The organism is Methylobacterium sp. 17Sr1-1 (assembly GCF_003173775.1).
Taxonomy (GTDB): domain Bacteria; phylum Pseudomonadota; class Alphaproteobacteria; order Rhizobiales; family Beijerinckiaceae; genus Methylobacterium.
Genome location: NZ_CP029552.1, coordinates 6404828 through 6427163 on the forward strand (window position 1 = coordinate 6404828; position 22336 = coordinate 6427163).

Annotated in this window: 19 protein-coding genes and 1 pseudogene; 16 read left to right on the forward strand and 4 right to left on the reverse strand. The window is 72.6% G+C overall.

Annotated features, from left to right (window positions below; genetic code table 11):
• Positions 1-101: 101 nt before the first annotated feature.
• Together DK412_RS29260 and DK412_RS29265 are read right to left on the reverse strand one after the other, a co-directional pair.
• Positions 102-1256 carry a methyltransferase gene (locus DK412_RS29260; RefSeq protein WP_204165467.1) on the reverse strand — a complete coding sequence of 385 codons (1155 nt, stop codon included), beginning with the start codon at positions 1254-1256 and terminating at the stop codon, positions 102-104.
• Positions 1257-1569: 313 nt separating this feature from the next.
• Complete coding sequence (locus tag DK412_RS29265) at positions 1570-2445, reverse strand: polyprenyl synthetase family protein (RefSeq protein WP_109974862.1); 876 nt, start codon at positions 2443-2445, stop codon at positions 1570-1572.
• 113 nt (positions 2446-2558) lie between these two features.
• Between DK412_RS29265 and crtD the strand changes: the two are divergent.
• The 14 genes and pseudogenes from crtD to DK412_RS29330 all read left to right on the forward strand — a co-directional run bounded on the left by crtD (position 2559) and on the right by DK412_RS29330 (position 17723).
• Positions 2559-4039: pseudogene (crtD, locus tag DK412_RS29270) on the forward strand (1-hydroxycarotenoid 3,4-desaturase CrtD).
• 2 nt (positions 4040-4041) lie between these two features.
• A complete protein-coding gene (locus tag DK412_RS29275; protein ID WP_109974863.1) occupies positions 4042-4935 on the forward strand; it encodes a carotenoid 1,2-hydratase in 894 nt (297 codons plus the stop codon).
• A 59-nt stretch (positions 4936-4994) separates the two neighbouring features.
• Complete coding sequence (locus tag DK412_RS29280) at positions 4995-5522, forward strand: phosphate-starvation-inducible PsiE family protein (protein ID WP_109974864.1); 528 nt, start codon at positions 4995-4997, stop codon at positions 5520-5522.
• A 543-nt stretch (positions 5523-6065) separates the two neighbouring features.
• Complete coding sequence (locus DK412_RS29285) at positions 6066-6398, forward strand: hypothetical protein (RefSeq protein ID WP_109974865.1); 333 nt, start codon at positions 6066-6068, stop codon at positions 6396-6398.
• On the forward strand, positions 6395-6712 hold the full coding sequence (locus DK412_RS29290; protein ID WP_109974866.1) for a cell wall-binding protein: 318 nt from the start codon (positions 6395-6397) through the stop codon (positions 6710-6712). The genes DK412_RS29285 and DK412_RS29290 overlap by 4 nt, the downstream gene beginning before the upstream one ends.
• A 574-nt stretch (positions 6713-7286) precedes the next feature.
• Positions 7287-7901 carry a glutathione S-transferase gene (locus DK412_RS29295; RefSeq protein ID WP_109974867.1) on the forward strand — a complete coding sequence of 205 codons (615 nt, stop codon included), beginning with the start codon at positions 7287-7289 and terminating at the stop codon, positions 7899-7901.
• A 60-nt stretch (positions 7902-7961) separates the two neighbouring features.
• Positions 7962-10034: a pyridoxamine 5'-phosphate oxidase family protein gene (locus tag DK412_RS29300; protein ID WP_109974868.1), complete on the forward strand. Its 2073-nt coding sequence runs from the start codon at positions 7962-7964 to the stop codon at positions 10032-10034.
• A 597-nt stretch (positions 10035-10631) separates the two neighbouring features.
• The gene (locus tag DK412_RS29305; protein WP_109974869.1) at positions 10632-11543 is read left to right on the forward strand and encodes a lipase family protein; all 912 of its coding nucleotides are present in this window, start codon (positions 10632-10634) and stop codon (positions 11541-11543) included.
• Positions 11544-11626: 83 nt separating this feature from the next.
• A complete protein-coding gene (locus DK412_RS29310; protein WP_109974870.1) occupies positions 11627-11953 on the forward strand; it encodes a hypothetical protein in 327 nt (108 codons plus the stop codon).
• Positions 11954-12281: 328 nt separating this feature from the next.
• On the forward strand, positions 12282-13637 hold the full coding sequence (locus tag DK412_RS29315; RefSeq protein ID WP_162596346.1) for a metallophosphoesterase: 1356 nt from the start codon (positions 12282-12284) through the stop codon (positions 13635-13637).
• A 558-nt stretch (positions 13638-14195) separates the two neighbouring features.
• Entirely contained in the window at positions 14196-14486 is a 291-nt protein-coding gene (gene groES / locus DK412_RS29320; protein ID WP_109974872.1) for a co-chaperone GroES, read from the forward strand.
• Positions 14487-14516: 30 nt separating this feature from the next.
• The gene (gene groL, locus DK412_RS29325) at positions 14517-16139 is read left to right on the forward strand and encodes a chaperonin GroEL (protein ID WP_109974873.1); all 1623 of its coding nucleotides are present in this window, start codon (positions 14517-14519) and stop codon (positions 16137-16139) included.
• 65 nt (positions 16140-16204) lie between these two features.
• On the forward strand, positions 16205-16330 hold the full coding sequence (locus DK412_RS31475) for a hypothetical protein (RefSeq protein WP_280953966.1): 126 nt from the start codon (positions 16205-16207) through the stop codon (positions 16328-16330).
• A 13-nt stretch (positions 16331-16343) separates the two neighbouring features.
• Entirely contained in the window at positions 16344-17723 is a 1380-nt protein-coding gene (locus DK412_RS29330; RefSeq protein ID WP_109974874.1) for an FAD/NAD(P)-binding protein, read from the forward strand.
• A gap of 39 nt (positions 17724-17762) precedes the next feature.
• Here DK412_RS29330 and DK412_RS29335 read toward each other — a convergent pair whose 3' ends face one another.
• A complete protein-coding gene (locus DK412_RS29335) occupies positions 17763-18716 on the reverse strand; it encodes an alpha/beta hydrolase (RefSeq protein ID WP_109974875.1) in 954 nt (317 codons plus the stop codon).
• A gap of 76 nt (positions 18717-18792) precedes the next feature.
• Here DK412_RS29335 and DK412_RS29340 point away from each other — a divergent pair, with 76 nt between their 5' ends.
• A complete protein-coding gene (locus DK412_RS29340; RefSeq protein ID WP_109974876.1) occupies positions 18793-19398 on the forward strand; it encodes a TetR/AcrR family transcriptional regulator in 606 nt (201 codons plus the stop codon).
• A gap of 189 nt (positions 19399-19587) precedes the next feature.
• On the opposite strand, the gene DK412_RS29345 is transcribed toward DK412_RS29340, so the two are convergent.
• A complete protein-coding gene (locus tag DK412_RS29345) occupies positions 19588-20538 on the reverse strand; it encodes an aliphatic sulfonate ABC transporter substrate-binding protein (RefSeq protein WP_109974877.1) in 951 nt (316 codons plus the stop codon).
• Positions 20539-20959: 421 nt separating this feature from the next.
• Between DK412_RS29345 and DK412_RS29350 the strand changes: the two genes are divergently transcribed.
• A complete protein-coding gene (locus DK412_RS29350; RefSeq protein WP_109974878.1) occupies positions 20960-22312 on the forward strand; it encodes an LLM class flavin-dependent oxidoreductase in 1353 nt (450 codons plus the stop codon).
• The last annotated feature ends 24 nt before the right edge of the window (positions 22313-22336 follow it).

A 22336-nucleotide genomic window follows, 5' to 3' on the forward strand; every position in this document is an offset into this window, starting at 1 on the left:
CCCCCTCTCGCGGAAAACTGCCGCTTCGCGCGGCACTCGTCATCTTAGATGGACGACAACCTTCGTCAAGTTTACTTTACACTTTTTGTACGCGTGAACCGTCAGGGCGCGGTTGCGACGAGCAGGCGGACCAGCATCGGGCGTCGCGTCCGGTGCTCGCGCACCCGCGCGAAGCCGGCGCTCTCGAGCATCGCGGTGAGTTCGGCGGCGGTCCGGGGCCGGCCGCTCCCCATGGCGAGGAGGTAGAAGCCGAAATAGGCGTCGCCGACCGGCTCGGCACCGGGAGTGTTGGCCATCGGTTCGGCGAGGAGCAGCGTGCCGCCGGGCGGCAGGGCCGCGCGGGCCGCCTTGAGGAGGGCGAGGGCGGGCCCGTCGTCGTGGTCGTGCACGACCCGCACCAGCGAGACTGCGTCGGCTCCCGGCGGCAATCCATCGTGAAAGCTGCCGCCGCCCGCCGTGGCGCGCCCCGAGAGCCCTTCCGCGGCGAAGCGGCGCCCGGCGCGGGCCGCGACCGGCGGCAGGTCGAACAGGGTGACGCGCAAGGACGGGGCGCTCCGCGCCGCCTCGACCGCGAAGGCGCCCTCGCCGCCGCCGACATCGAGGAGATGGGTGTGAGGGCCAAGCGGATAGGCGTCGAGGATGTCGCGGGCGACGAGCGCCTGCGAGGCGCCCATCAGCGCGCCGTAGGGGGCGACCGCGTCCTCGTCGATCCCGGCCGGGTCGTCGGTGCCCGCATAGGCCCAGTACCCGGAGAGCCGCGTCGGTCCGCCGGTGCCGCGCAGCAGCGCTACGGGATCGCGCAGGTCGTCGTAGAGCATGGCGTGGTGGGCGACCATCGCGGCGACGGACGGGTTGCCGAGGAGCGCGGCGCCGAGGTCGCCGAGGGCGAAGCGCCCGTCGCGCAGGGCCGTCAGGAGGCCCAGGGAGGCGGCGGCGCGCAGCAGGCACAGCGCCCGGTCCGGCGGCAGGTCGAGGCGCCGGGCCAGATCCTCGGGCGCGAGCGGGCCGTCGGCGAGGATCCGGAACAGGTCGAGGCGCAAAGCGGCGGCGAGCACCTGCGCGTAGACGAAGCCGGCGCAGAGATCGAACAGGGTCCGGGCGTTGCGCTGCGCGATGCCGCGGGTGGGCGGGAAGGCGGCGGCGAAACGCTGGAAGCGGGGGCTCGCGATCAGGCGGTGGCGCCAGGCGAGGAGGCGGTCGCGCCAGGGGGGAGAAGCGACAGGGGTCGCCGGAAGGGCGCGCGGGCCGGGCTTCATCACCCTCTCTCCCCGGCAGAGGGCAGGGCTGTCCGGGTAAAAGAAATGGCGCGCCTCCCCTCTCCCGTTTGGGAGAGGGGTCGGGGGTGAGGGTGACACGCTTCAGTATAAACCTCTGAGCGTGGTGCTGGCAGCTCAACGTTCAGTGCCTCACTCGGAAGCGTGTCACCCTCACCCCTACCCCTCTCCCAATCGGGAGAGGGGATCCCGCGCCTGATTCTAAAAGGGATTTTCTCCGGACAGCACTGCGCAGAGGGGGGAGGGTCGAGGGCGCGCGGCGCCCCGTCGGTGGATGCTCTCCCGGCCATCGCGTTCACGCCACCACCAGGCTCTGCGCCAGCCGGGCCGGCAGGAACAGCCGCGTCTGGGCCAGGATCTCCTCGCGCAGGGCCGCGACGCCGGGGCAGTCGGGGATCACCGCCATCGCCTCGTGGGCGAGGTCGGAGAGGCGGCGAAGCGCCCCGTCCATGCCGAGCAAGGCCGCCGCGTTCGGTCGCCCGAGGGTCACGTCGCGCCCGACCGGCTTGCCGATCTCCTCCTGGCGGCAGGCGACGTCGCGCAGGTCGTCGGCGACCTGGTAGGCCTCGCCGAGATACTCGCCGAGCAGCCGCCAGCCCATCGGCTCGGCCCCGGCGGCGGCCGCACCCGTCACCGTGGAAGCGGCGAAGAGCGCGCCGGTCTTGGCCTGCTGGTAGACCGAGAGCCCGACCTGCGGCTCGGATTCCCAGGCCTGCCCCGCCACGATGCCGGCGGGCGAGCCTACCGCCCGGGCCACCAGCCCGACGAGAGCCGCGAGCCGGGTCGGGGTTCTCGCTGCGCCGCGGGCGAGCGTCTCGAAGGCGAGCACGATCAGCGCGTCGCCCGTCAGGAGCGCCACCGGCTCGCCATAGGCGACGTGGACCGTCGGCTTCTGGCGCCGGAGCGCCGCGTCGTCGAAGCAGGGCAGGTCGTCGTGGACCAGCGAGGCGCAGTGCAGGAGCTCGATGGCGGCGGCCGCCGCGTCCGAGGCGGCGGGGTCGTCGTCGCCGCAGGCGCGGGCGACCGCGAGGCAGAGGCGGGGCCGGATCCGGTGCCCGCCCGGGAAGACCGCGTAGCGGATCGCCTCCGCCAGGCGTGGCGGCGCGCCCGGCGCCTCCGCGTAGGACACGGCCACGTCGAGCGCCCGCTCGATGCGCCGCCCGTGGTCCACGGTTCCCCTCGCTCCGATTCCCGCGATCATGACGTCTCTCCCGGATGTCATTTCGTTTGAACATCTCAGACTGTCAATTTAGATTGACACCGTTGCCTCGGGAGATCAACGGCGTGGCGGACGAACGCGTGGTGGTGATCGGGGCGGGCATCGGCGGGCTGGTCGCCGCCCTGAAGCTCGCCGCCGCCGGCCTGCCGGTGACGCTGGTCGAGAAGGAACCGACGCCCGGCGGCAAGATGCGCCGGGTCCAGGCGGGACCGCTCGCGGTCGAGGCCGGCCCGACGGTCTTCACCATGCGCTGGGTCTTCGACGAGATTTTTTCCGAGTGCGGCGCCGATCTCGCCTCCCGCGTCGCCCTCGCCCCCGCGTCGGTGCTCGCCCGCCACGCCTGGAGCGGAAGCGAGCGCCTCGACCTCTTCGCCGATCCCGCCCGCTCCGAGGCCGCGATCGCGGATTTCGCCGGCCCGCGCGAGGCGGAGGGTTTTCGGCGTTTTCGCGATCGGGCCGCGGAGATCTACCGCACCCTGGAGGGCCTGTTCATCCGCGGCCAGCGGCCGAGCCCGGTCGACCTCGCGATGCGGGCCGGGCCCAGGGGCCTGGGCGGGCTGATGCGGATCCAGCCCTTCACCACGCTCTGGACCGCGCTCGGCGAGCATTTTCGCGATCCGCGCCTGCGCCAGCTCTTCGGCCGCTACGCCACCTATTGCGGCTCCTCGCCCTACGCGGCCCCCGCGACGCTGATGCTCGTCGCCCATGTCGAGATGGAGGGGGTCTGGACCGTCGCGGGCGGGCTGTCGCGGCTGGCCGCCGCCGTCGCGGATCTCGCCGCCGAGCGGGGGGCCGTCCTGCGCTACGGCGCGGCCGCGACGGAGATCGTCGTCGCGGGCGGGCGCGTGACCGGCGTCGCCCTCGACACCGGCGAGCGGCTGGCGGCGACCCGCGTGGTGGCGAATGCCGACGCGGCGGCGCTCGCCGGCGGGCTGTTCGGGAGGGAACCGGCCCGGGCGGTCGATCCGGTGCCGGCGGGCGGGCGCTCGCTCTCGGCCGTGACCTTCGCGGTGGCGGGCCGGCCTGCGGGCTTCGACCTCGTGCGCCACAACGTGTTCTTCTCGCCCGATTACGGGGCCGAGTTCGCCGACCTGACCCGGGCCGGCCGCCTGCCGCGGGACCCCACCGTCTATGTCTGCGCGCAGGACCGCCACGACGATGCGGTGCCGTCGCAGTCTCCGGAAGCCCTGCTCTGCCTCGTCAACGCGCCCGCCCGCGGCGCCGCCTTGCTGCCTGAGGAGATCGCCCGATGCCACGACACGATGAGCCGGCGGCTCTCCGCCTGCGGCCTGACGATCGCCGAGACGGCGCGGACGACCACGAATCCGGCGGAGTTCGAGACGCTGTTCCCGGCGACGGGCGGAGCGCTCTACGGCCGGGCCTCGCACGGCTGGATGGCGTCGTTCCGCCGCCCGGGGGCGCGCACGCGCCTGCCGGGGCTGTACCTCGCGGGGGCAGCGTCCATCCGGGGCCGGGCGTGCCGATGGCGGCGCAATCGGGCCGGCTCGCGGCGGCGAGCGTCCTGCGGGACCTCGGTTCGACCTGAGCGTGCCGCCCGGCGGCTACGCCTGGTGGTACGTCGACGGCGTCAGCGACGACGGGCAGCACGGGATCACCGTCATCGCGTTCCTCGGCAGCGTGTTCTCGCCCTACTACGCCTGGAGCGGGCGCGGGGACCCGATCAACCACTCGGCCGTCAACGTGGTGCTGTACGGCCGGCCCAAGGCCTGGGCGATGACCGAGCGCGGCCGCGCGAGCGTCGCCCGTACCGCCACCTCGCTCGCCATCGGCCCGAGCGCGATGGAGTGGGACGGCACGATGCTGACCATCCGGGTCGACGAGGTGACGAACCCCCTGCCCTCGCGGCTCTCCGGCACCATCCGGGTGCGGCCGGCCGGGATCACGCCGGGCCCCTTCACCCTCGACGCGGAGGGCCGCCACCGCTGGTGGCCGCTCGCGCCGTCCTCGCGGATCGAGGTGGCGCTCGACCGGCCGGGCCTGCAGTGGAACGGCCACGCCTACTTCGACACCAACGACGGCGACGTCCCTCTCGAGGATTCGTTCCGGAGCTGGACCTGGTCGCGCTCGACGCTCACGCGCGGCGCGGCGATCCTCTACGACGTCGAGCGCCGCGACGGCAGCCGCCAGGACCTGTCGCTGCGCTTCGACCCCGATGGCACCCCGCGCCCGATCGAGCCGCCCGTTCCGGCCGCCCTGCCGCCGACGCTGTGGCGCCTCCCCCGCGCCACCCGCAGCGACGACGGCCGGGCCGCGGTGGTGCGCCGGTTCGAGGACGCGCCGTTCTATTCCCGCTCGCTGCTCTCGGCGCGGATCTGCGGCGAGGCGGTGCGGCCGGTGCACGAGGCCCTCGACCTCGACCGGTTCACGAACCCGCTGGTGCGCCTGATGCTGCCGTTCCGCATGCCCAGAGCCGTGCGCTGACCTCCCTGCGCTGATCCCCCTGCGCTGACCCCGACGCGCCGCCCCCTCCGGAGACAGCCATGGTCGAGACCGCGAAACTGGAGAAGGCCGAGGCCGAGGGCGGGCGCCTGACGCGGCTCTCCGCCTTCGTCTTCCTGCACACCGAGCACGCGATCTACGCCGCCCTCGGCGTGCTCCTGGCGCTCACTGCCGTGATGGCGCTGGTCGACGCCGCCGGCATGACCCTGAAGGCGGTCACGGCGGTGGGAGCTGCCGCGCAGCTCCTCGACGTGGTCGACCGGCTGCTGTTCCTGCTGATGCTGGTCGAGATCCTGCACACGGTGCGGGTGTCGATGCGCTCAGGACGGCTGACCTGCGAGCCGTTCCTGATCGTCGGGCTGATCGCCTCGATCCGGCGCGTCCTCGTCCTCACGCTGCAGACCGCCGAGCAGATGCACGAATCGGCCTGGACCCCGCAGAAGGAGGCGCTGTTCCGCGCCTCGATGATCGAGCTCGGGGTGCTCGCCGGGCTGATCCTGGTGATGGTGGTGTCGATCTTCCTGCTCCACCGCGCCCGGGACACCGACGAGCCGGCCGGGAGCGAGTAGCCCGGCTCTCGTCGCGCGGCCGGCGTGCAACCCCGGGCAGCCGCGCGGCATTGATGGGGTTGAGCGTGACACAACCGAGAGGAGGCTCGTGATGGGCTTGCTGTTCTTCCTGGTGTTCGTCTGTCCGTGGATCGTCGTGGCGTTCCTTTCCACCCGCGGTACGCTGATGAAGCCGAAGCCGTATTGAGGCGCTGGAGCACCATCCGATCGCGTTGCGATGGGATGGCGCTCCAGGTCTTCGATTGTGCCGCATCGTCCGCGGCGAACCGGTCTCCACTTCGTCGGACGATGCTCCTGGGCGCGCCGGCCGTCTCGGGCCGGCGTGCCGCTCACCCGTTGCGCGGCGATTCCCCGTGGTGGTCGGGCCCGACGGCCGGCGTGCGGTCGATCGGGACGCCCGCCGGCGTCACCTCGTCCCGCGGAAGGGGCTGCGACGCTCCCGGTCGTCAACCTGCCGCGCCACCACCGTGAGGGCGCGGGTGCTTGACATCGCCGCCGCCCGGCCGATGCTCGCGGGGGCGGCAGGCGGAGGCGGACACGGCGATGGACTGGGCAGCGGCGGCCTACCGGGCGCGCCGGCTCTTCGCGGCCCGCAGGCGCACGATCCCGGAAGACCGGTCCCTCGCGCTGATCGACGCCTTCGCGGCACAGGGCACGCTGGATCCGGCCGAGATGCTGCGGCACGGCACGGCGGATGCCGTCGCGGCGATCCTCGGCCACGTCACCACGGCGGTCCACGGGCGGGGCCACGTACCGGCGGCGAACGGCTGGTACCGGCGGGAGGGATCCGCCTTCGTCATTCATCCAGGCTTCGCGATCGCCTGGGCGGGGGCGCGGGCCTGCGAGGCGCCGCCGCGCGCCGGCGCCGGCCGATGACCCTGCGCGACCGCTACGAGGCCGCGGTGCGCGGCCTGGCGGAGCACGTCGCCGCCCTGCGCCGCGACGGCCTGCCGCCCGAAGCCATCGCCCGGGCGGCCCACGCCGAGCGCCGCCGCCTCGCGATCCACTACAAGGACCTGACGCCGGAGCCGTACCGCAGCCGCATCGCCGCGCGGACGACCCGGGTCTACGGCAATCCGGAGGGGCCCTCGATCGCGTTCCTGCGGGCTCAGGGAAAGACCTGGGAGGCGATCATCGCCGGCGCCATGCGCCCGGGTCCGCCCGTCGGCCTCGCGCCGGAGGACGGGTGACGCGGCGGTCGGGCCGGGATCGCCCAACTTCGCCGTCGCGTTTCACCTCATCCGGAGCCACGCCCGACCACGCCGCGTGTCATGAGCCACTCCCCTTTCCCGGACGACTGAAGCGACAGCGGAAGGAGATCCGGGATCCGGCACAAGAAGTGCCGCGAAGCGGCTCCATCTATGCAACGTTGCAGACATAGAGACGCTTGGCGACTTTTTCTGCTGGATCCCGGATCTCCTTTCACTTCGTTACAGCCGTCCGGGAAAGGGCCGTGGTTTACAAAGACCCGGCGGCCCGTGCGGCACGTGTCAGACGCCGTGTCGTGTTCCTTGCAGTCTCTGCGACCCGCTCCCGTGATGACGACGAAGAGCGTGACATCTTTCGGAACCCGTCGAACAGGCTCAAGGGCGAGGCAAGCTGCGCGACGGCAGGCGCATCCATCCCAGGCGTGGACGCTCCGCCTGATTATTCCGCTCTCCGCAACGATGAAGTGCAAACGGCGCGCATTCTCCGCGCCGCCTGATCGGATCATCGTGCTCCTCGCGGATCGGGACGGGCCCGGTCCCCCAAGGGAGCACGGTCATGAAGCTCTACCACCATCCCCTGTCCGGCCACGCCCACCGGGCGCGCCTGTTCCTGTCGCTCGTCGGCGTGCCGCACGAGGCCGTCGAGGTCGATCTCGCGGCGGGAGCGCACAAGGCGCCGGACTTCCTCGCCCTGAACCCGTTCGGGCAGGTGCCGGTGCTCGACGACGACGGCACGGTCGTCGCGGATTCGAACGCGATCCTGGTCTACGTCGCCAAGGCGCTCGGGCGGACCGACTGGCTGCCGGAGGACCCGGCCGGTGCGGCCGCCGTCCAGCGCTGGCTGTCGGTCGCGGCCGGCGAGGTGGCGTACGGCCCGGCCGCCGCGCGGCTCGTCACGGTGTTCGGCGCCGCGTTCAACCCCGAGGAGGTGATCGGCCGGGCCCACACGCTGCTGCGGCGCCTCGAGGCCCACCTCGCCGGCCGGGACTGGCTGGTGGGCGAGCGCCCGACCATCGCGGATGTCGCGCTCTACAGCTACGTGGCGCGCGCGCCCGAGGGCAACGTCGACCTGTCGGGCTACAGGCAAGTCGGCGCGTATCTGCGCCGGATCGAGGCCCTGCCGGGCTTCCTGCCCTTCGCCCAGACGCCGGCCGGCCTCACCGCCGCGTGAGCACGCCCGGGCGCGTCCCGCAGGCGCGCCCGCGAGGAGAACGGAACGGAGGAGGACAGCATGAGCGACGATCCGAGCCTGCCGGCTTTGCCGGTCTGGCATCCGGGCGAGCGGGCGATCCAGGCGCAGGTCGGCGTCGCCGTCCGCATGGAGGAGGTCGGCCGGCGCGTGGTGCGGGACCACATGCCCGCGCAGCACCGCGCGTTCTTCGAACAGATCCCCTTCGTCGTCGTCGGCAGCGTCGACGGAGGGGGCGACGCCTGGGCGACGATCCTCGCAGGCGTGCCGGGCTTCCTCGCCGCGCCGGACCCGCGCGTCCTCACCCTCGCGGCGCCGGCGGATCCCGCCGATCCGGCGGGCGCGGGCCTGCGCGCCGGGGAGGCCGTGGGGCTGCTGGGCATCGAGCCGCACACCCGCCGCCGCAACAGGCTCAACGGCCTCGTCCGCGCGGCGACCGACGAGGGTCTCGAAATCGCGGTCGATCAGAGCTTCGGCAACTGCCCGCAATACATCCAGCAGCGCGACGCCGCCCTTATCCGCGATCCGCGCACGCCCTTCACGGGCGAGGTCGAGGGGCGCGACGGGCTCGACGCGGAGGCCCGGGCGACGGTCGAGGCCGCCGACACCTTCTTCGTCGCCTCCTACGTCGATCGCGCGGAGGACGGCCAAAGTCGGCGTCAGGTCGACGTCTCGCATCGCGGCGGCAAGGCCGGCTTCGTGCGCGTCGCCGCCGACGGCACGCTGACGATTCCCGACTTCGCCGGCAACCTCTTCTTCGCCACGCTCGGCAACATCCTGACGAACGGCAAGGCCGGCCTGGTCTTCGCCGATTTCGCGACCGGCGACCTGCTGCAGATGACCGGCGAGGCCGAGGTGATCCTGTCCTCGCCGGAGATCGCCGCCTTCCGGGGCGCCGAGCGGCTCTGGACCTTCCGGCCGCGCCGGGTCGTGCGCCGGCGGGGGGCGCTGCCGCTGCGCTGGAGCTTGCGGGCGGAGGGCTGGTCGCCGAACGCCCTGGCGACCGGCGACTGGCGCGAGGCCGCCGCGCGGCTGCGCGCCGCCGACGTCGCGACGCGGTGGCGCCCGTTCACGGTCACCCGGATCGTCGACGAGAGCCGGACGATCCGCTCCTTCCACCTCCTGCCGGCGGACGGGGCGGGGCTCGTCCCGCACCGGGCGGGGCAGCATCTGCCGATCCGCGTGACGCTGCCCGGCGCGGACAGGCCGGTCCTGCGCACCTATACCCTGTCGGGCGCGCCCTCGGACGGGATCTACCGGATCAGCGTCAAGCGCGACGGCGCGGTGTCCGGCCACCTGCACGACCGTGTTCGGGTCGGCGACACGATCGAGGCGCGGGGGCCGGAGGGCGGCTTCACCCTCGACCCGCGGGCGCCGCGCCCGGCTCTGCTGCTCGCCGGCGGCGTCGGCGTCACGCCGCTCCTCGCGATGCTGCGCCACCTCGTCCACGCGGGCCTGCGCCGCGGCGACGTCCGGCCGGCCACCCTGGTCCTGGCCGCCCGCAACCGGGACGAGATGCCCTTCGGGCGGGAATTGGCCGATCTCGCCGCCGCGTCGGGCGGACGGGTCGGGATCGTGCGGGTGCTGAGCGACCCGGGCGACGCGGTCGCGGGCGTCGACTACGAGGAAGCGGGCCGGATCGACAGGGCTCTCCTCGCCCGGATCCTGCCCTCGGGGGATGCCGACGCCTATCTGTGCGGCCCGCCCGCCTTCACCCAGGCGCTCTACGACGGCCTGCGCGGCCTGGGCATCCCCGACGACCGCATCCACGCCGAGGCGTTCGGCCCCTCGGCGCTGGTGCGGGACGCTCCCGCCGCCGCAGCGCCGGAGCGGCCACCGGAATCGGAGGAGCCGGTGGCGGTCGCCTTCCTGGACTCGTCCAAGGAGGCGCGCTGGTCACCGGGATCCGGGACGCTCCTGGAACTCGCGGAAGGCTGCGGCCTCGACCCGGATTTCGGCTGCCGGGCCGGCACCTGCGGCACCTGCCGGACCCGGCTCCTCGCCGGGACGGTCACCTACCGGCGCAAGCCCACGGCTCCAGTCGCCGCCGACGAGGTCCTGATCTGCTGCGCGGTGCCCGCCGCGGGAAGCGGCCCCGTCCAGCTGGCGCTGTAGGGCGGCGTGCGAGGACGGGACTGCGGATCGTGATGTCCGGCGCTATCGGCAATGATGGATCCCTGAGCCACTTCCACTTTGTTCCAATCGTCCGGGCAAGGGGGAAAAGAGCGGAACGAATTCGCTGGTGAGCAAGTCTTTGTCGCGCAGAAATCTCGGCTTATGCCAGCGTCGTAGACTTTACGAACAATCAAACACATCGCTGCACTGCGCGGTGCCGTCTCGAACGATCGAAGATTTTAAAAATCTTGCACGACGACACCTTGTGCCGCCACCTCCCGTCAAGCAACTTCTCTGACGGCTCAAGCCCCGATCATCACGGAGCGCCGGCGATGTCGGCGATACTCGTCACCGTAGCAGAATATCGGCTTGCGGGCCGGTCAGTACCGCCGTATGATTTTACTTGTCACGGCCCGCTCGTTTCCGGGATTGTGCCATGCAGCGCAAATTCCATCATGAAAACTTGGGCCGCGCCGGGCGCGGTCTACTCGCGGCGAGTCCGTCCGACAGCTGCGACACTGGCGGTGTGTCGCGGGCTGCGACCGACCGGAGGCGGCCCGCCGCCGCGGGCCCGTCGCGCGCGACTCGGCGCCGGGCGTGCGCGCCGTGACGTTCCTGGTCACGCGCCCGCGCGAGCAGTATCCGGCCGATGCGCTGGCCGGCATCGCGGGCGATGCGCGCGGGCGCCTGCGCGCCGCGGCGTGGCTGGCACAGCTCGCCTACGAGGACGACGAGAACAAGGTCGATTCCATCGCCCGGGACTGGTCGCTCCGCCGCATCCTCAGCCGGGCGCCGCAGGTGCTCGCCCTGCCCTGGCAGCCCGAGACGCGGCTGCACGTGCTCGAGCCCGCGGGCGGGACGGCCGGCCCGTCGGTCGTCACGGTCTGCGGCACCGATCCGCTGCGGTTCGCCAACTGGGTGACGAACCTGACCGTCATGCCGGCCGCCGGCGGCGTCCATTCCGGCTTCCTCGCCGCGCTCGATGCCGCCTGGCCGGACCTCGCGCCGGTGCTGCATGGCCGGACGGGGCCGGTCTGGGTCGTCGGCCACAGCCTCGGCGCGGCGGTCGCGGCGCTCGCCGCCCTGCGCGCCTGCGAAACGCTCGATCTGACGCCCGAGGCCGTCTACGCCTTCGGCATGCCGCGGGTCGGCGGCGAGGCCTTCGCCGCGCGGTACGAGGCGCTGCTCGGCGCCCGGACGTTCCGGCTGGTCCACGGCTACGACGTCGTGCCCCGGCTGCCGCCGGACCGGATCGGCTTCCGGCACGTCGGACGGCGCCTCAGCTGCGCCCACCGCGCGCGGTTCGATCCGGCCGCGACGGCCGCCGCGCGCGACGAGGAGCCGCTCCCGCCGCGGACGCTCCCCGGCCTCTTCACGGATGCCCCGGGGTGGGTGCTGCCGGCCTTCGAGACGCTGCGCCGCGACCCCGTCGGCCTCGCCACGGGGCTGCTGCCCGCGAAGGTCGCCGACCATCTCCCCGACCGGTACTGTACCGCGTGTTCGCCGTGAGGGGGCCCGGTGCCGGTCCGAGGGCGCCCGGGTTCGGCGGGGACGGTGCGAGACCGGGACGCCCGGCGGAGAAGGGAGGCAGGATGGACGAGGGGATCCGCGTCGCGGTGGTGAGCCTGCCGCTGCGCCTCAGCGTCTCGCTCGGGCCGGCCTCCGTCGAGACGACGCGCCCCGCCCCCGCGGCGAGCGAGGCCGTCGCACGGGAGTACCGGGACCGCGACGGCTATCGCGCCGACATCCTCGGCCCGGGCTTCGCGGTGCCGCTGCCGCGGGTGACGCGGGCAGCAGGGGACGTGCTGACCGTCGACGACGGCATTGGCGAAGCGAGCGTGCTGCATGACCAGCACGTCTCGGTCGTCATGAGGCGGCCGATCTCGCGCGGGACCCGCGCGTCGTCGATGCCGGCGTGACCTTCGCGCCGACGCCCGCGCGCGGCACCGATCCCTATCAACGGTGGTAGACGATGACGGACGAACGTAAGCCCGGGACGACGCGCGCCGGCGAGGCCTCGCCGGCCACGCCCAAAGCACCCGCTCCACCCGCCCCCGCATTGTCGGCCCCCGCAGCCGCGGCCGGTGCCGTAACGGTGACGATCCCGCTACAGATCACGGTGTCGCTCGGCGATCCTTCGGCGAATGACGGCGTCCGTGCGTCCGTGCGTCCGCGCGGGCCGAGGGAGCCGCGGCGGTCGAGGCGGCGGCCCCGAAGCCGATGCCGCCGGTCCGCGACGGTCAGGCCGTGGCCGAGGGGCCTCTGACCTTCCGCGATCCCTTCCTGTCGCTCTACCAGTCCATCGCCGAAGAGGTCGCGCGCCGATCCGTGAAGACGGAGAGCCTGGAGGCGCCTCCGGAGCCCGCCCTCATCCTCGCGGCCGAGAGGGTGGCCGCGGCGCGCCACGTGGGGCTGACTGAGGTTCCGGCGGGCGGCGGTGCCGCCCTCGAGTCGCTGACGCCTGTCGAGTACGGCGAGCGCTGCGCCTCGCTGGCGCTGCAGATGCTGCGCGCGAAGGTGCTGGGGGATCATGCGACGCTGGCGCGCCTGAAGGACGAGCTGAAGGCCGGCAAATGCGATCCCGGCTGGGCGACGACGATCGAGGCGTATTCCGAGTATTTCGGCATCGGCGGCCAGCGTCGGGCGCCGCTCTACACCACGCCGGCGCAGGCCGGCGAGGGCGTCCTGCCGCTCAAGGCCGGCTGCCGGATCGGGCTGATCGGGGATTGGGGGACGGGCGCCGGCCCTGCCAAACGTCTGCTCGGCCTCGTCGCGGCCCAGAAGCCGGACCTGCTGATCCATCTCGGCGACATCTACTATTCGGGCACGCCCGAGGAATGCGCCAGGAAGTTCGAAGCCGAGATGGTCGCCGCCTTCGGGGCGAAGAAGACGCGCATCCCGATCTTCACGCTCTCCGGCAATCATGACATGTATTGCGGCGGCGTCGGCTATTACGGCCTGATCAAGGCGCTCAACCGGGCACCGCAGGTCCAGCCGGCGAGCTTCTTCTGCCTGCGCAGCGTCGAGGCGGGCTGGCAGATCCTGGCGATGGATACCGGCCTGCACGACCACAGCCCGTTCGGCGTCGCCGATGCGGTGACCTTCGTCGAGGCTGACGAGCAGGCCTGGCTGACGCGGCGCATCGACGAGTTCGCCGGGCGCACCATCCTGCTGTCGCACCATCAGCTGTTCTCGGCCTTCTCCCGCATCGGGCCCAAGGACGCGGCCGGCCGGGCGGATCCGGTGAATCCCCTTCTCCTGCGGATGTATGACGGCTTCGGCGGCGGCCGTGACCGCGTCGCGGCCTGGTTCTGGGGCCACGAGCACAACCTGTGCATCTACGAACCCTATGCCGGGCTGAAGCGCGGGCGCTGCATCGGCCACGGCGCGGTCCCGGTCTTCGTCGAGGAGGATCCCTACGAGCCCCTCGCGGAGGTGAGCGTCCCGCCGACGCTCGTCCCCCGCACGCAGCTCTCCCACGACGGGAGCTACTATCGGCACGGCTTCGCGATGCTGACGCTGGAGGCCGACGGCACGGGATCCGCCGCCTATTTCGAGGACCGGGACGGGGTCGCCGTGCAGACCTATTCCGAAACGCTGTAGCGGTTCCGGGGCCGGCCTCGGCGCGTCGCGGCGCGTCGCCGACCCGCCGCCCGAGGATCCCGTCCCCTACCCGCGACCCGGGCGCAACAGTCGCTCGCGCGCCTCGTCGGGCAGATCGTGACGGAGGGAGGAGGCGCTCGGGCGTTCTGCCGCCACCGCCGCCGCCCAACCGCCCAACCGCCCCCGCAGTCTCCCGCCTGCCGCAGCGGCGTCCGCCGAGCATGCACCGGGTGACGCCGGCATCGCCGTGACAAGCTCGGGCCTTCCGAACCCGCACGCGTTCGGGATACCGAACGAGGCACCATCGCCCGGACGAGCCGGACGCCAGCCCTGCCGCCGGATATCGCGTTTGGCCCGTCAGCTCCGCTGTAAGCCTGGATCGCCGCGGAGAATCTTCTCGCTCCGCCGCCCGTTCCAGATCGATGATCTCCGCGAGATCGTTCTTTAAAAAGAACAATCTCGTTGACTTGGCGAACGCTTCCGGACACCTTCGGACCATCGGATGCGGCCCCGGATGCGGGCCTTCCGATCCCCATCCCCGACCAGGAGGCTTCCCCGATGGCCTTTCGGCCCCTGCATGACCGCGTGCTGCTGCGCCGCCTCGACGGCGAGGCGACCACCAAGGGCGGCATCATCATCCCCGACACCGCCAAGGAGAAGCCGCAGGAGGGCGAGGTCGTCGCCGTCGGCCCCGGCACCCGGGACGATCACGGCACGCAAACGCCCCTCGACGTGAAGGCGGGCGACCGGGTGCTGTTCGGCAAGTGGTCCGGCACCGAAGTGAAGATCGACGGCGAGGACCTCTTGATCCTCAAGGAAGCCGACATCCTCGGGGTGATCGCGGCCTGATCTCCGGATAATCGAGAAGGACACAATCCCATGGCTGCCAAGGACGTGAAGTTTTCGGCGGATGCCCGCGAGCGCCTGCTGCGCGGCGTCGACATCCTGGCCGATGCGGTGAAGGTCACGCTCGGCCCGAAGGGCCGCAACGTCGTGATCGAGAAGAGCTTCGGAGCGCCCCGAATCACCAAGGACGGCGTCAGCGTCGCCAGGGAGATCGAGCTGGAGGACCGGTTCGAGAATCTCGGCGCCCAACTCCTGCGCGAGGTCGCCGCGAAGACCAACGATCTCGCCGGCGACGGCACCACCACCGCGACGGTGCTGGCCCAGGCCATCGTCAAGGAGGGCGCGAAGGCGGTCGCCGCCAACTTCAATCCCCTCGACCTCAAGCGCGGCATCGACCTCGCGGTGGCGGCGGCGGTGCAGGACCTGGCCGGCCGCGCCCGCAAGGTGACGGCATCGGACGCCATCGCCCAGGTCGGCACCATCTCGGCCAACGGCGATGCCGAGATCGGCCGGCTGATCGCCCAGGCCGTCGAGAAGGTCGGCAAGGAGGGCGTCATCACGGTCGAGGAGGCGCGCACCGCCGAGACCGAGCTCGACGTGGTCGAGGGCCTGCAATTCGACCGCGGCTACCTCTCGCCGTACTTCGTGACCAACGCCGAGAAGCTGACGGTCGAGCTCGACGAGCCCTACATCCTGATCCACGAGAAGAAGCTCTCCTCGCTCCAGCCGCTGCTGCCGGTGCTGGAGGCCGTGGTCCAGTCGGGCCGGCCGCTCCTCATCATCGCCGAGGACATCGAGGGCGAGGCGCTGGCGACTCTCGTCGTCAACAAGCTGCGCGGCGGCCTGAAGGTCGCGGCCGTCAAGGCGCCGGGCTTCGGCGACCGGCGCAAGGCGATCCTCGAGGACATCGCGATTCTCACCAAGGGCCAGACGATCTCGGAGGAGCTCGGCATCAAGCTCGAGAGCGTGACGCTGGCCGAGCTCGGCCGCGCCAAGAGGGTGCGGATCGACAAGGAGAGCACCACGATCGTCGACGGCGCCGGCGAGGCGTCCGAGATCGCGTCCCGCGTCGCCCAGATCAAAGGGCAGATCGCGGAGACGACCTCCGACTACGACCGCGAGAAGCTGCAGGAGCGCCTGGCGAAGCTCGCGGGCGGCGTCGCGGTGCTGCGGGTCGGCGGCGCCACCGAGGTCGAGGTCAAGGAGCGCAAGGACCGGGTCGACGACGCGCTGAACGCCACCCGGGCGGCGATCGAGGAGGGCATCGTGCCGGGCGGCGGCACCGCCTTGCTGCGCGCCCGCGGCGCCGTCGCGGCGCTCCAGGGCGGCAACCCGGACGTGACCGCCGGCATCAAGATCGTCCTGAGGGCGCTCGAAGCGCCGATCCGCCAGATCGCCGCCAATGCCGGGGTCGAGGGCTCGATCGTGGTCGCCAAGGTGGGCGAGAGCGATTCCGACACCTACGGCTTCGACGCGCAGGCCGAGACCTATCTCGACCTGATCGAGGCCGGCATCGTCGACCCGGTGAAGGTGGTGCGCACGGCGCTTCAGGACGCGGCCTCGGTGGCCGGCCTGCTCGTCACGACGGAAGCGCTCGTCGCGGACCGGCCGAAGGACAAGGCCGCCCCGCCGGCTCCGGCCGCCCCGGACTTCTGACCCCTCGCCGCGCCCTGGGCCGGACCCGGGGCGCGTCATTCCCCACTCGTCGCGCGAGGACAACCATGCCGCAGTTCCCCGATCCGGCCGTGCCGTTCCACCCCTCCGAGCCGAGCCCGGGCCTCGTCGTCGTGGCCCTCTGCATCACCCTGATCCTCGCCGCCTTCGCGGTCCTGCTGCGCGCGGCGTGACGGGTCTTCCTCGATGAACCCGGTCATCGCCGTCGTCGGCGCCGGCTTCAGCGGCAGCATGGCAGCGCTCCACCTCCTCTCCGCCCTGCCCCGGTCCTGGTCGGTGCTGCTGTGCGAGAAGGCCGACAGCTTCGGGCGTGGCCTCGCCTACGGCACCGACGCGCCGGCCCACCTGCTCAACCTGCGCGCCGCCAACATGAGCGCCTATCCCGACCGGCCGGAGCATTTCTCGACCTGGCTCGGCGGACTGCCGGAGGACGAGCGGGCGGGCGTCGCGGCGACGCCGGCCGGCACCTTCGCGCCCCGCGCGCTCTACGGCCGCTACCTGGGCGAGCTGCTCACGCAGGCGGTCGTGGCCGAGGGCGCGCCGCGGCTGCACCTCGTCCACGACGCGGTCACCGATCTCGTTCCGGTGGCGGGCGGCTACTCCTTGCGCACCGAGGGCGGAGCCTCCTACGCGGTGGCCGGCGCGGTGCTCGCCATGGGCAACCTCACCGGCTTCGGCGCGCCGCCGAGCCGCCACCGGCTCGATCCGTGGCGGCCGGAGGATTTCGGCCGCCTGCACCCGGACCGGCCGATCCTCGTCGTCGGAACCGGTCTCACCATGGTCGACGCGGTCGCCTCCCTCCGGGGCCGGGGTTTTTCCGGCCGGATCGTCGCCCTGTCGCGCCGCGGCCTGGTCCCGAATGTCCACGCGCCGACGACAGCCTGGCCGGTCCCCGATCTCACGGCCGCCGATCTCGGCTCCCTGACCCGGCTGACCCGGCGGATCCGGGCCGAGATCGCCGCGGCGGCGCGCGCCGGGCACGACTGGCGCGACGTGATCGACGCGCTCCGCCCGATCATCGGCTATCTCTGGCGCAGCCTGCCGAGGCCCGAGCGGGCGCGCTTCCTGCGCCATCTGCGGCCGTTCTGGGACGTGCATCGCCACCGCACCGCCCCGCCGGCCGCCGCGGCGATCGCCGCGGAGATCGCCGCCGGCACCCTGGACGTGCGGGCCGGGCGCATCCTCGCCATCGCGGACGGCCCCGGCGAGGCCGCGGTGACGATCCGGACGCGGGGCGGCACCGCGGACGAGACCCTGGCGGTGCAGGGGATCATCGACGCGACCGGGATCGGGCGCATCGACGAGACCGGCGACCCGCTGCTGCGCCGCCTCACCTCACGCGGCCTCGCGCGGCCGGACCCGTTCGGGCTCGGCCTCGCGGCCGGCGACGATTACCGCCTGCGCGCCGGGCGGTCGGAGCGGCTCTGGACGCTGGGCCCGCTCCTGCGCTGCACGCTGTGGGAATGCGTCGCGGTGCCGGACATCCGCAGCCAGGCCGCCGAGGTCGCCACCCTCGTCGCGGCGGAGGTCGGTCACCTCGGCCGCAGGCTCAGGCTCCCGGCGTGACGTGGCGGGGGCCGGGAGCGAACCCGCACGGCGCGTCCGTCAGGCCTTGGCGGCGGCGGCCACGAAGGCGGCCAGTTCGCGCCCGAAGCGCTCCGGCTCCTCGTAGAACGGGCTGTGCCCGCTCTCCCCGAAGACGGAAAGACGGCGTCCGGGCCCGAGCGCCTGGATCCGCTCCGCCATCGCCTGGCGGACGAGGCGGTCATGGGCGCCGTGCGTCAGCAGGACCGGACCCGCATAGGCCGCGAAGACGGGCTCGAGATCGGGCACCGGGGTCCTCACGAAGCCCTCGTTCGCCGCACGCGCCGTCATGCCGTTGACGACGAGCATCCGCTGGAAGTCGCGGTCGGACGGCGGGCGGTGGAAGCAGGCGGCGAGGAAGTCGGCCGTTGCGGCGACACGCGTCGCCAGGTCGGGCGAGGTCGCCGTTACGGTGAAGGAGCCGGCGAGCGGCGTGAGCAGGTCGGGCGACAGCCGCGTCACGGCGTCGACGAGGTTGATGCCGGCGATCCCCGCGGGACCGTGCTTGCGGAGATACGCTCCGGCGACGTAGCCGCCGAGCGACCAGCCGACGAGGACGGGACGGCGCAGCCTGGCCGCGGCGATCACCGCTGCGACGTCGTCGGCCCAGAGGTCGGGGTCGGCATAGGAAGCGGGGGCATCGGGCTTGTCGGAATCGCCGTGCCCGCGCAGGTCGAAGCGCACGAGGCGAAACGCCCCCAACGCCGGATCGGCGAATTGCCTGTCCCAGCTCAGCCGGCTCTGACGCAGGCCGTGGATGAAGAGGACCTCGGGCGCGCCCGGATCGCCTGCGGCCTCGCCCGCCAGTGTCGTCCCGTCGGCCGAGCGGGCGACGAACGCCTCGCGGCCACCCGGCCGGGGTGCATCGCCGGTAGCGGCCCGCGCGGGTGCGCCGGCCTGGGCCATCCGAGGCGGCAGGGCCGCCGCGCCGAGGACGGCAAGGGCGGTCACGAGGTGGCGGCGGGCGTAGTCCATGGCGTGCGTCCGTTTGTTTAGCGATCACTATCCTACGATCTTGACCACGGCCGTCAAGCGTCGTTTAGTGATCGCTATGAAACAGGATGCGAGAGCGCGCGGCGGGCGGCCGTGGAGTTTCGACCGGGACGCCGCGATCGACACCGCGATGCTGCTGTTCTGGCGCCACGGCTACGAGGGGGTCTCGATCGGGGATCTGACGAAGGCGATCGGGATCGCCCCTCCGAGCCTCTACGCCGCCTTCGGCAGCAAGGCGGACCTCTACCGGCGGGCGGTGGAGCGCTACGAGGAGACCCGGGGGGGCCTGGACCTGGCGGCGATCCGATCGGCACCGTCGTTGCCGGACGCGGTCCGCGTGCTGCTCACCGGTGCCGTGACCGCCGTGACGCAGCGCCAGGACGAGAGAGGCTGCATGATCTCGAGCGGTCTCGTCGCCTGCCATCCCGATCACGCCGACCTGGCCCGCGACGCCGCCGCGCGGCGGGAGGCCCTGCGCGGGAGGATCGTGCAGGCCCTGTCTCCTCACGCCCGGGGCGACCGCCTGGAGAAGCTGGCCCGGCATCTGGCCGCAATCATGCAGGGCCTCTCGATCCAGGCGCGCGACGGCGTGGCGCCGTCGGAACTCTACGACATCGTCGAGGAGGTCGTGGCCGGCATCGCGGCGCGCTTGCCCGAGGGTTGAGGCCCCCGAGGGTTGAGGGCGCTGCGTGGAACGGCGGCGGCGCGGGCTCAGGGCCACGCGAGATCAACCTTGCCGCAGCCCCTCGGCGGAGGCGGGCAGGACGTCGACGAGCGCCGGACCATCCTGTACCTCTCAGGCACAGTCCGAACCAAGCCCGGCTCCCGGGCCGCCTCTGAAACGTCGGACCGGTCAGCGAACAGGGGGCACCCAGATCCCGAGGGCGGCGGTGTCGACGGCGCGCGGCAGCAGCCCCTCGGCGCGGAACGCGTCGGCGATCGTCTGCTGCTCGGAGAGGCCGTCCCGGGTGACGGGCTCGACCCGGTAGCTGCGATGGGCGTTCGCCGCCAGGACGATCTCGGGATCGAGCTTCCAGAGCGTGGCGAGCCGCGCGGCGGCCTCGGCCGGGTTCGCCTTCACCCAGGCCCCGGTCTGCGCCAGCTTGCCGAAGAGAAGGCCGAGCACCGGCCCGTTCGCCGCCACGTAAGCGTCGGCCGCGAGGTAGTAGCGCTTGTAGAGCGACAGCCCGGCCCCGTCGCGCAGAACGCGCGCGCCCGCCTGCTTCTGCGCCGCGGTCAGGAACGGGTCCCAGGCGGCCCAGGCCTCGACGCCCCCACTCTCCAGCGCGGCTCGCCCGTCGGCCGGGGTCAAATAGGCCGGCACGATGCTGCGGAAGGACAGGCCGGCCTCCTTGAGCGCGGCGAGGACCAGGAAGTGGTTGCCCGCGCCCTTGGTGACGGCGATCCGCTTGCCCTTGAGGTCGGCCACGGAGCGGAGGCCTGAATCCTTCGGCACCAGGATTCCTTGCGCCTCGGGCGAGGGCGCTTCCTGCGCGACGTAGGTGATGCGTGCGCCGGCCGCCTGCGCGAAGACCGGCACCGTGTCGGCGACATCGGCCGAGACGTCGATCGAGCCCGCGTTGAGCGCCTCCATGATCGGCAGGCCGCTGGTGAATTCGTGCCAGGACAGGCCGACGCCCTGCGCCGACAGCGCCTGTTCCAGGCTCCCGTCCTGGCGCAGCAGCGCGATCAGCGTCGAGGAGCGCTGGTACCCGATGCGCAGGGGCGCGGCGGCTCGGGCGGGGCGGCTCAAGGCGGCCGAGGCGGCGAGGCCCGCGAGCACGGTTCGACGGGTGGTCGACATCGGATCGAATCCTCGGGCGGGAGTGCCGGGGCGTGAAAGAGCTCGCGCCTCGTCGGTGTGGGGCCGGCACCTATCAATCACAGTCTGTCCGGCCGTCCAAGGGTGCAGCGGCAAAAATCGCTTGCCTCTCCGAACATCTCTTCAGTCGCGCTGGCGCATTTCGATGGAGAGAGCGGCCGGACACCTGGCATACGACCGCACCAGAATTATTTTCTCCTCGCCCCCGTAAGAATAAGAACAATCTTTTATTTCGATCGCCGGCTTTGGAATGGCCCGATCTCACGGGCTGGCTCAGTATGGATGATGCGTCCAACGCTCGACGGCTTTCGCCCCCGCTCCGGCGCGATCACGCGCCAGCCCGAGGACGCCGACGTGACAACGTCGCGCAATCTCCCTGCCCTCCCGCCGCGCCAGCCGAGCCATGATCCGCTTCAACGCCTTCGAGATGAATTGCGTCGGGCACCAGTCGCCCGGCCTGTGGCGCCATCCGCGCGACCGTTCGGCCGACTACAACACCCTCGCCTACTGGACCGACCTCGCCCGATTGCTCGAACGGGGCTGCTTCGACGGCGTGTTCCTCGCCGACGTGGTCGGGCTCTACGACGTCCACGGCGGCTCGCCCGCCGCGGCCCTGCGGCATGCCGCGCAGGTGCCGGTCAACGATCCGCTCCTCGTCGTGCCGGCGATGGCGGCGGTGACCGAGCATCTCGGCTTCGGCGTCACCGTGAACCTGTCCTACGAGGCGCCATACCTGCTCGCGCGGCGCTTCACGACGCTCGACCACCTGACGGCGGGCCGCATCGGCTGGAACGTCGTCACCGGCTACCTCGATTCCGCCGCCCGCGCGATGGGCCTCGACCGCCAGCGCGCCCACGACGACCGCTACGACCTCGCGGAGGAGTACATGGCGGTCGTCTACGAGCTGTGGGAGGGCAGCTGGGACGACGGCGCGGTCAGGCGCGACCGGGCGGCGGGCGTGTTCGCCGATCCGGCCCGGGTCCGGGCGATCCGGCACGAGGGTCCGCATTTCCGGGTCGAGGGCGTGCATCTCGGCGAGCCCTCGCCGCAGCGCACCCCGGTGATCTACCAGGCCGGCACCTCGCCGAAGGGGCGCGGCTTCGCGGCTCGCCACGCCGAATGCGTGTTCGTGTCGGGCCCCTCGCCGCAGGTGATCGCCCCACGCGTCGCCGCGCTCCGGCAGGCGGCGAGCGAGGAGGGCCGGGCGCCGGACGACCTCCTGATCTACGCGCTCGCCACGCTCGTGGTCGCCGAGACCGACGCGCGGGCGCGGGCCAAGCTCGCCGAGTACCGCTCCTATGTCAGCCACGAGGGCGCGCTCGCCCTGATGTCGGGCTGGACCGGGGTCGACTTCTCGACGCTCGACCTCGACGCGCAGGTCCGGCACGTCGAGAACGATGCCGGGCGCTCGGCGATGGACAACGTCACGCGGGCCGATCCGAGCCGGGTCTGGACGGTGCGGGAGGTGGCCGAGCATGTCGGGATCGGCGGGATCGGGCCGGTCTTCTGCGGCTCGCCCACCACCGTCTGCGACGCGCTCGAAGCCTTCGCGGCGGCGACCGGCATCGACGGGTTCAACCTCGCCTACGTGGTCGCGCACGAGACCTTCGCCGACATCGTCGAGCTCGTCGTCCCCGAACTGCAGCGGCGCGGGCGCTATCCGACCGCCTATCGCGACGGCCCGCTGCGGCGAAAGCTGTTCGGGCGCGACCGGGTCGAGACGACCCACCCGGCCGCACGCCACCGCCACGCCTGAGAAGGCGCGGGGACGAATCCATGC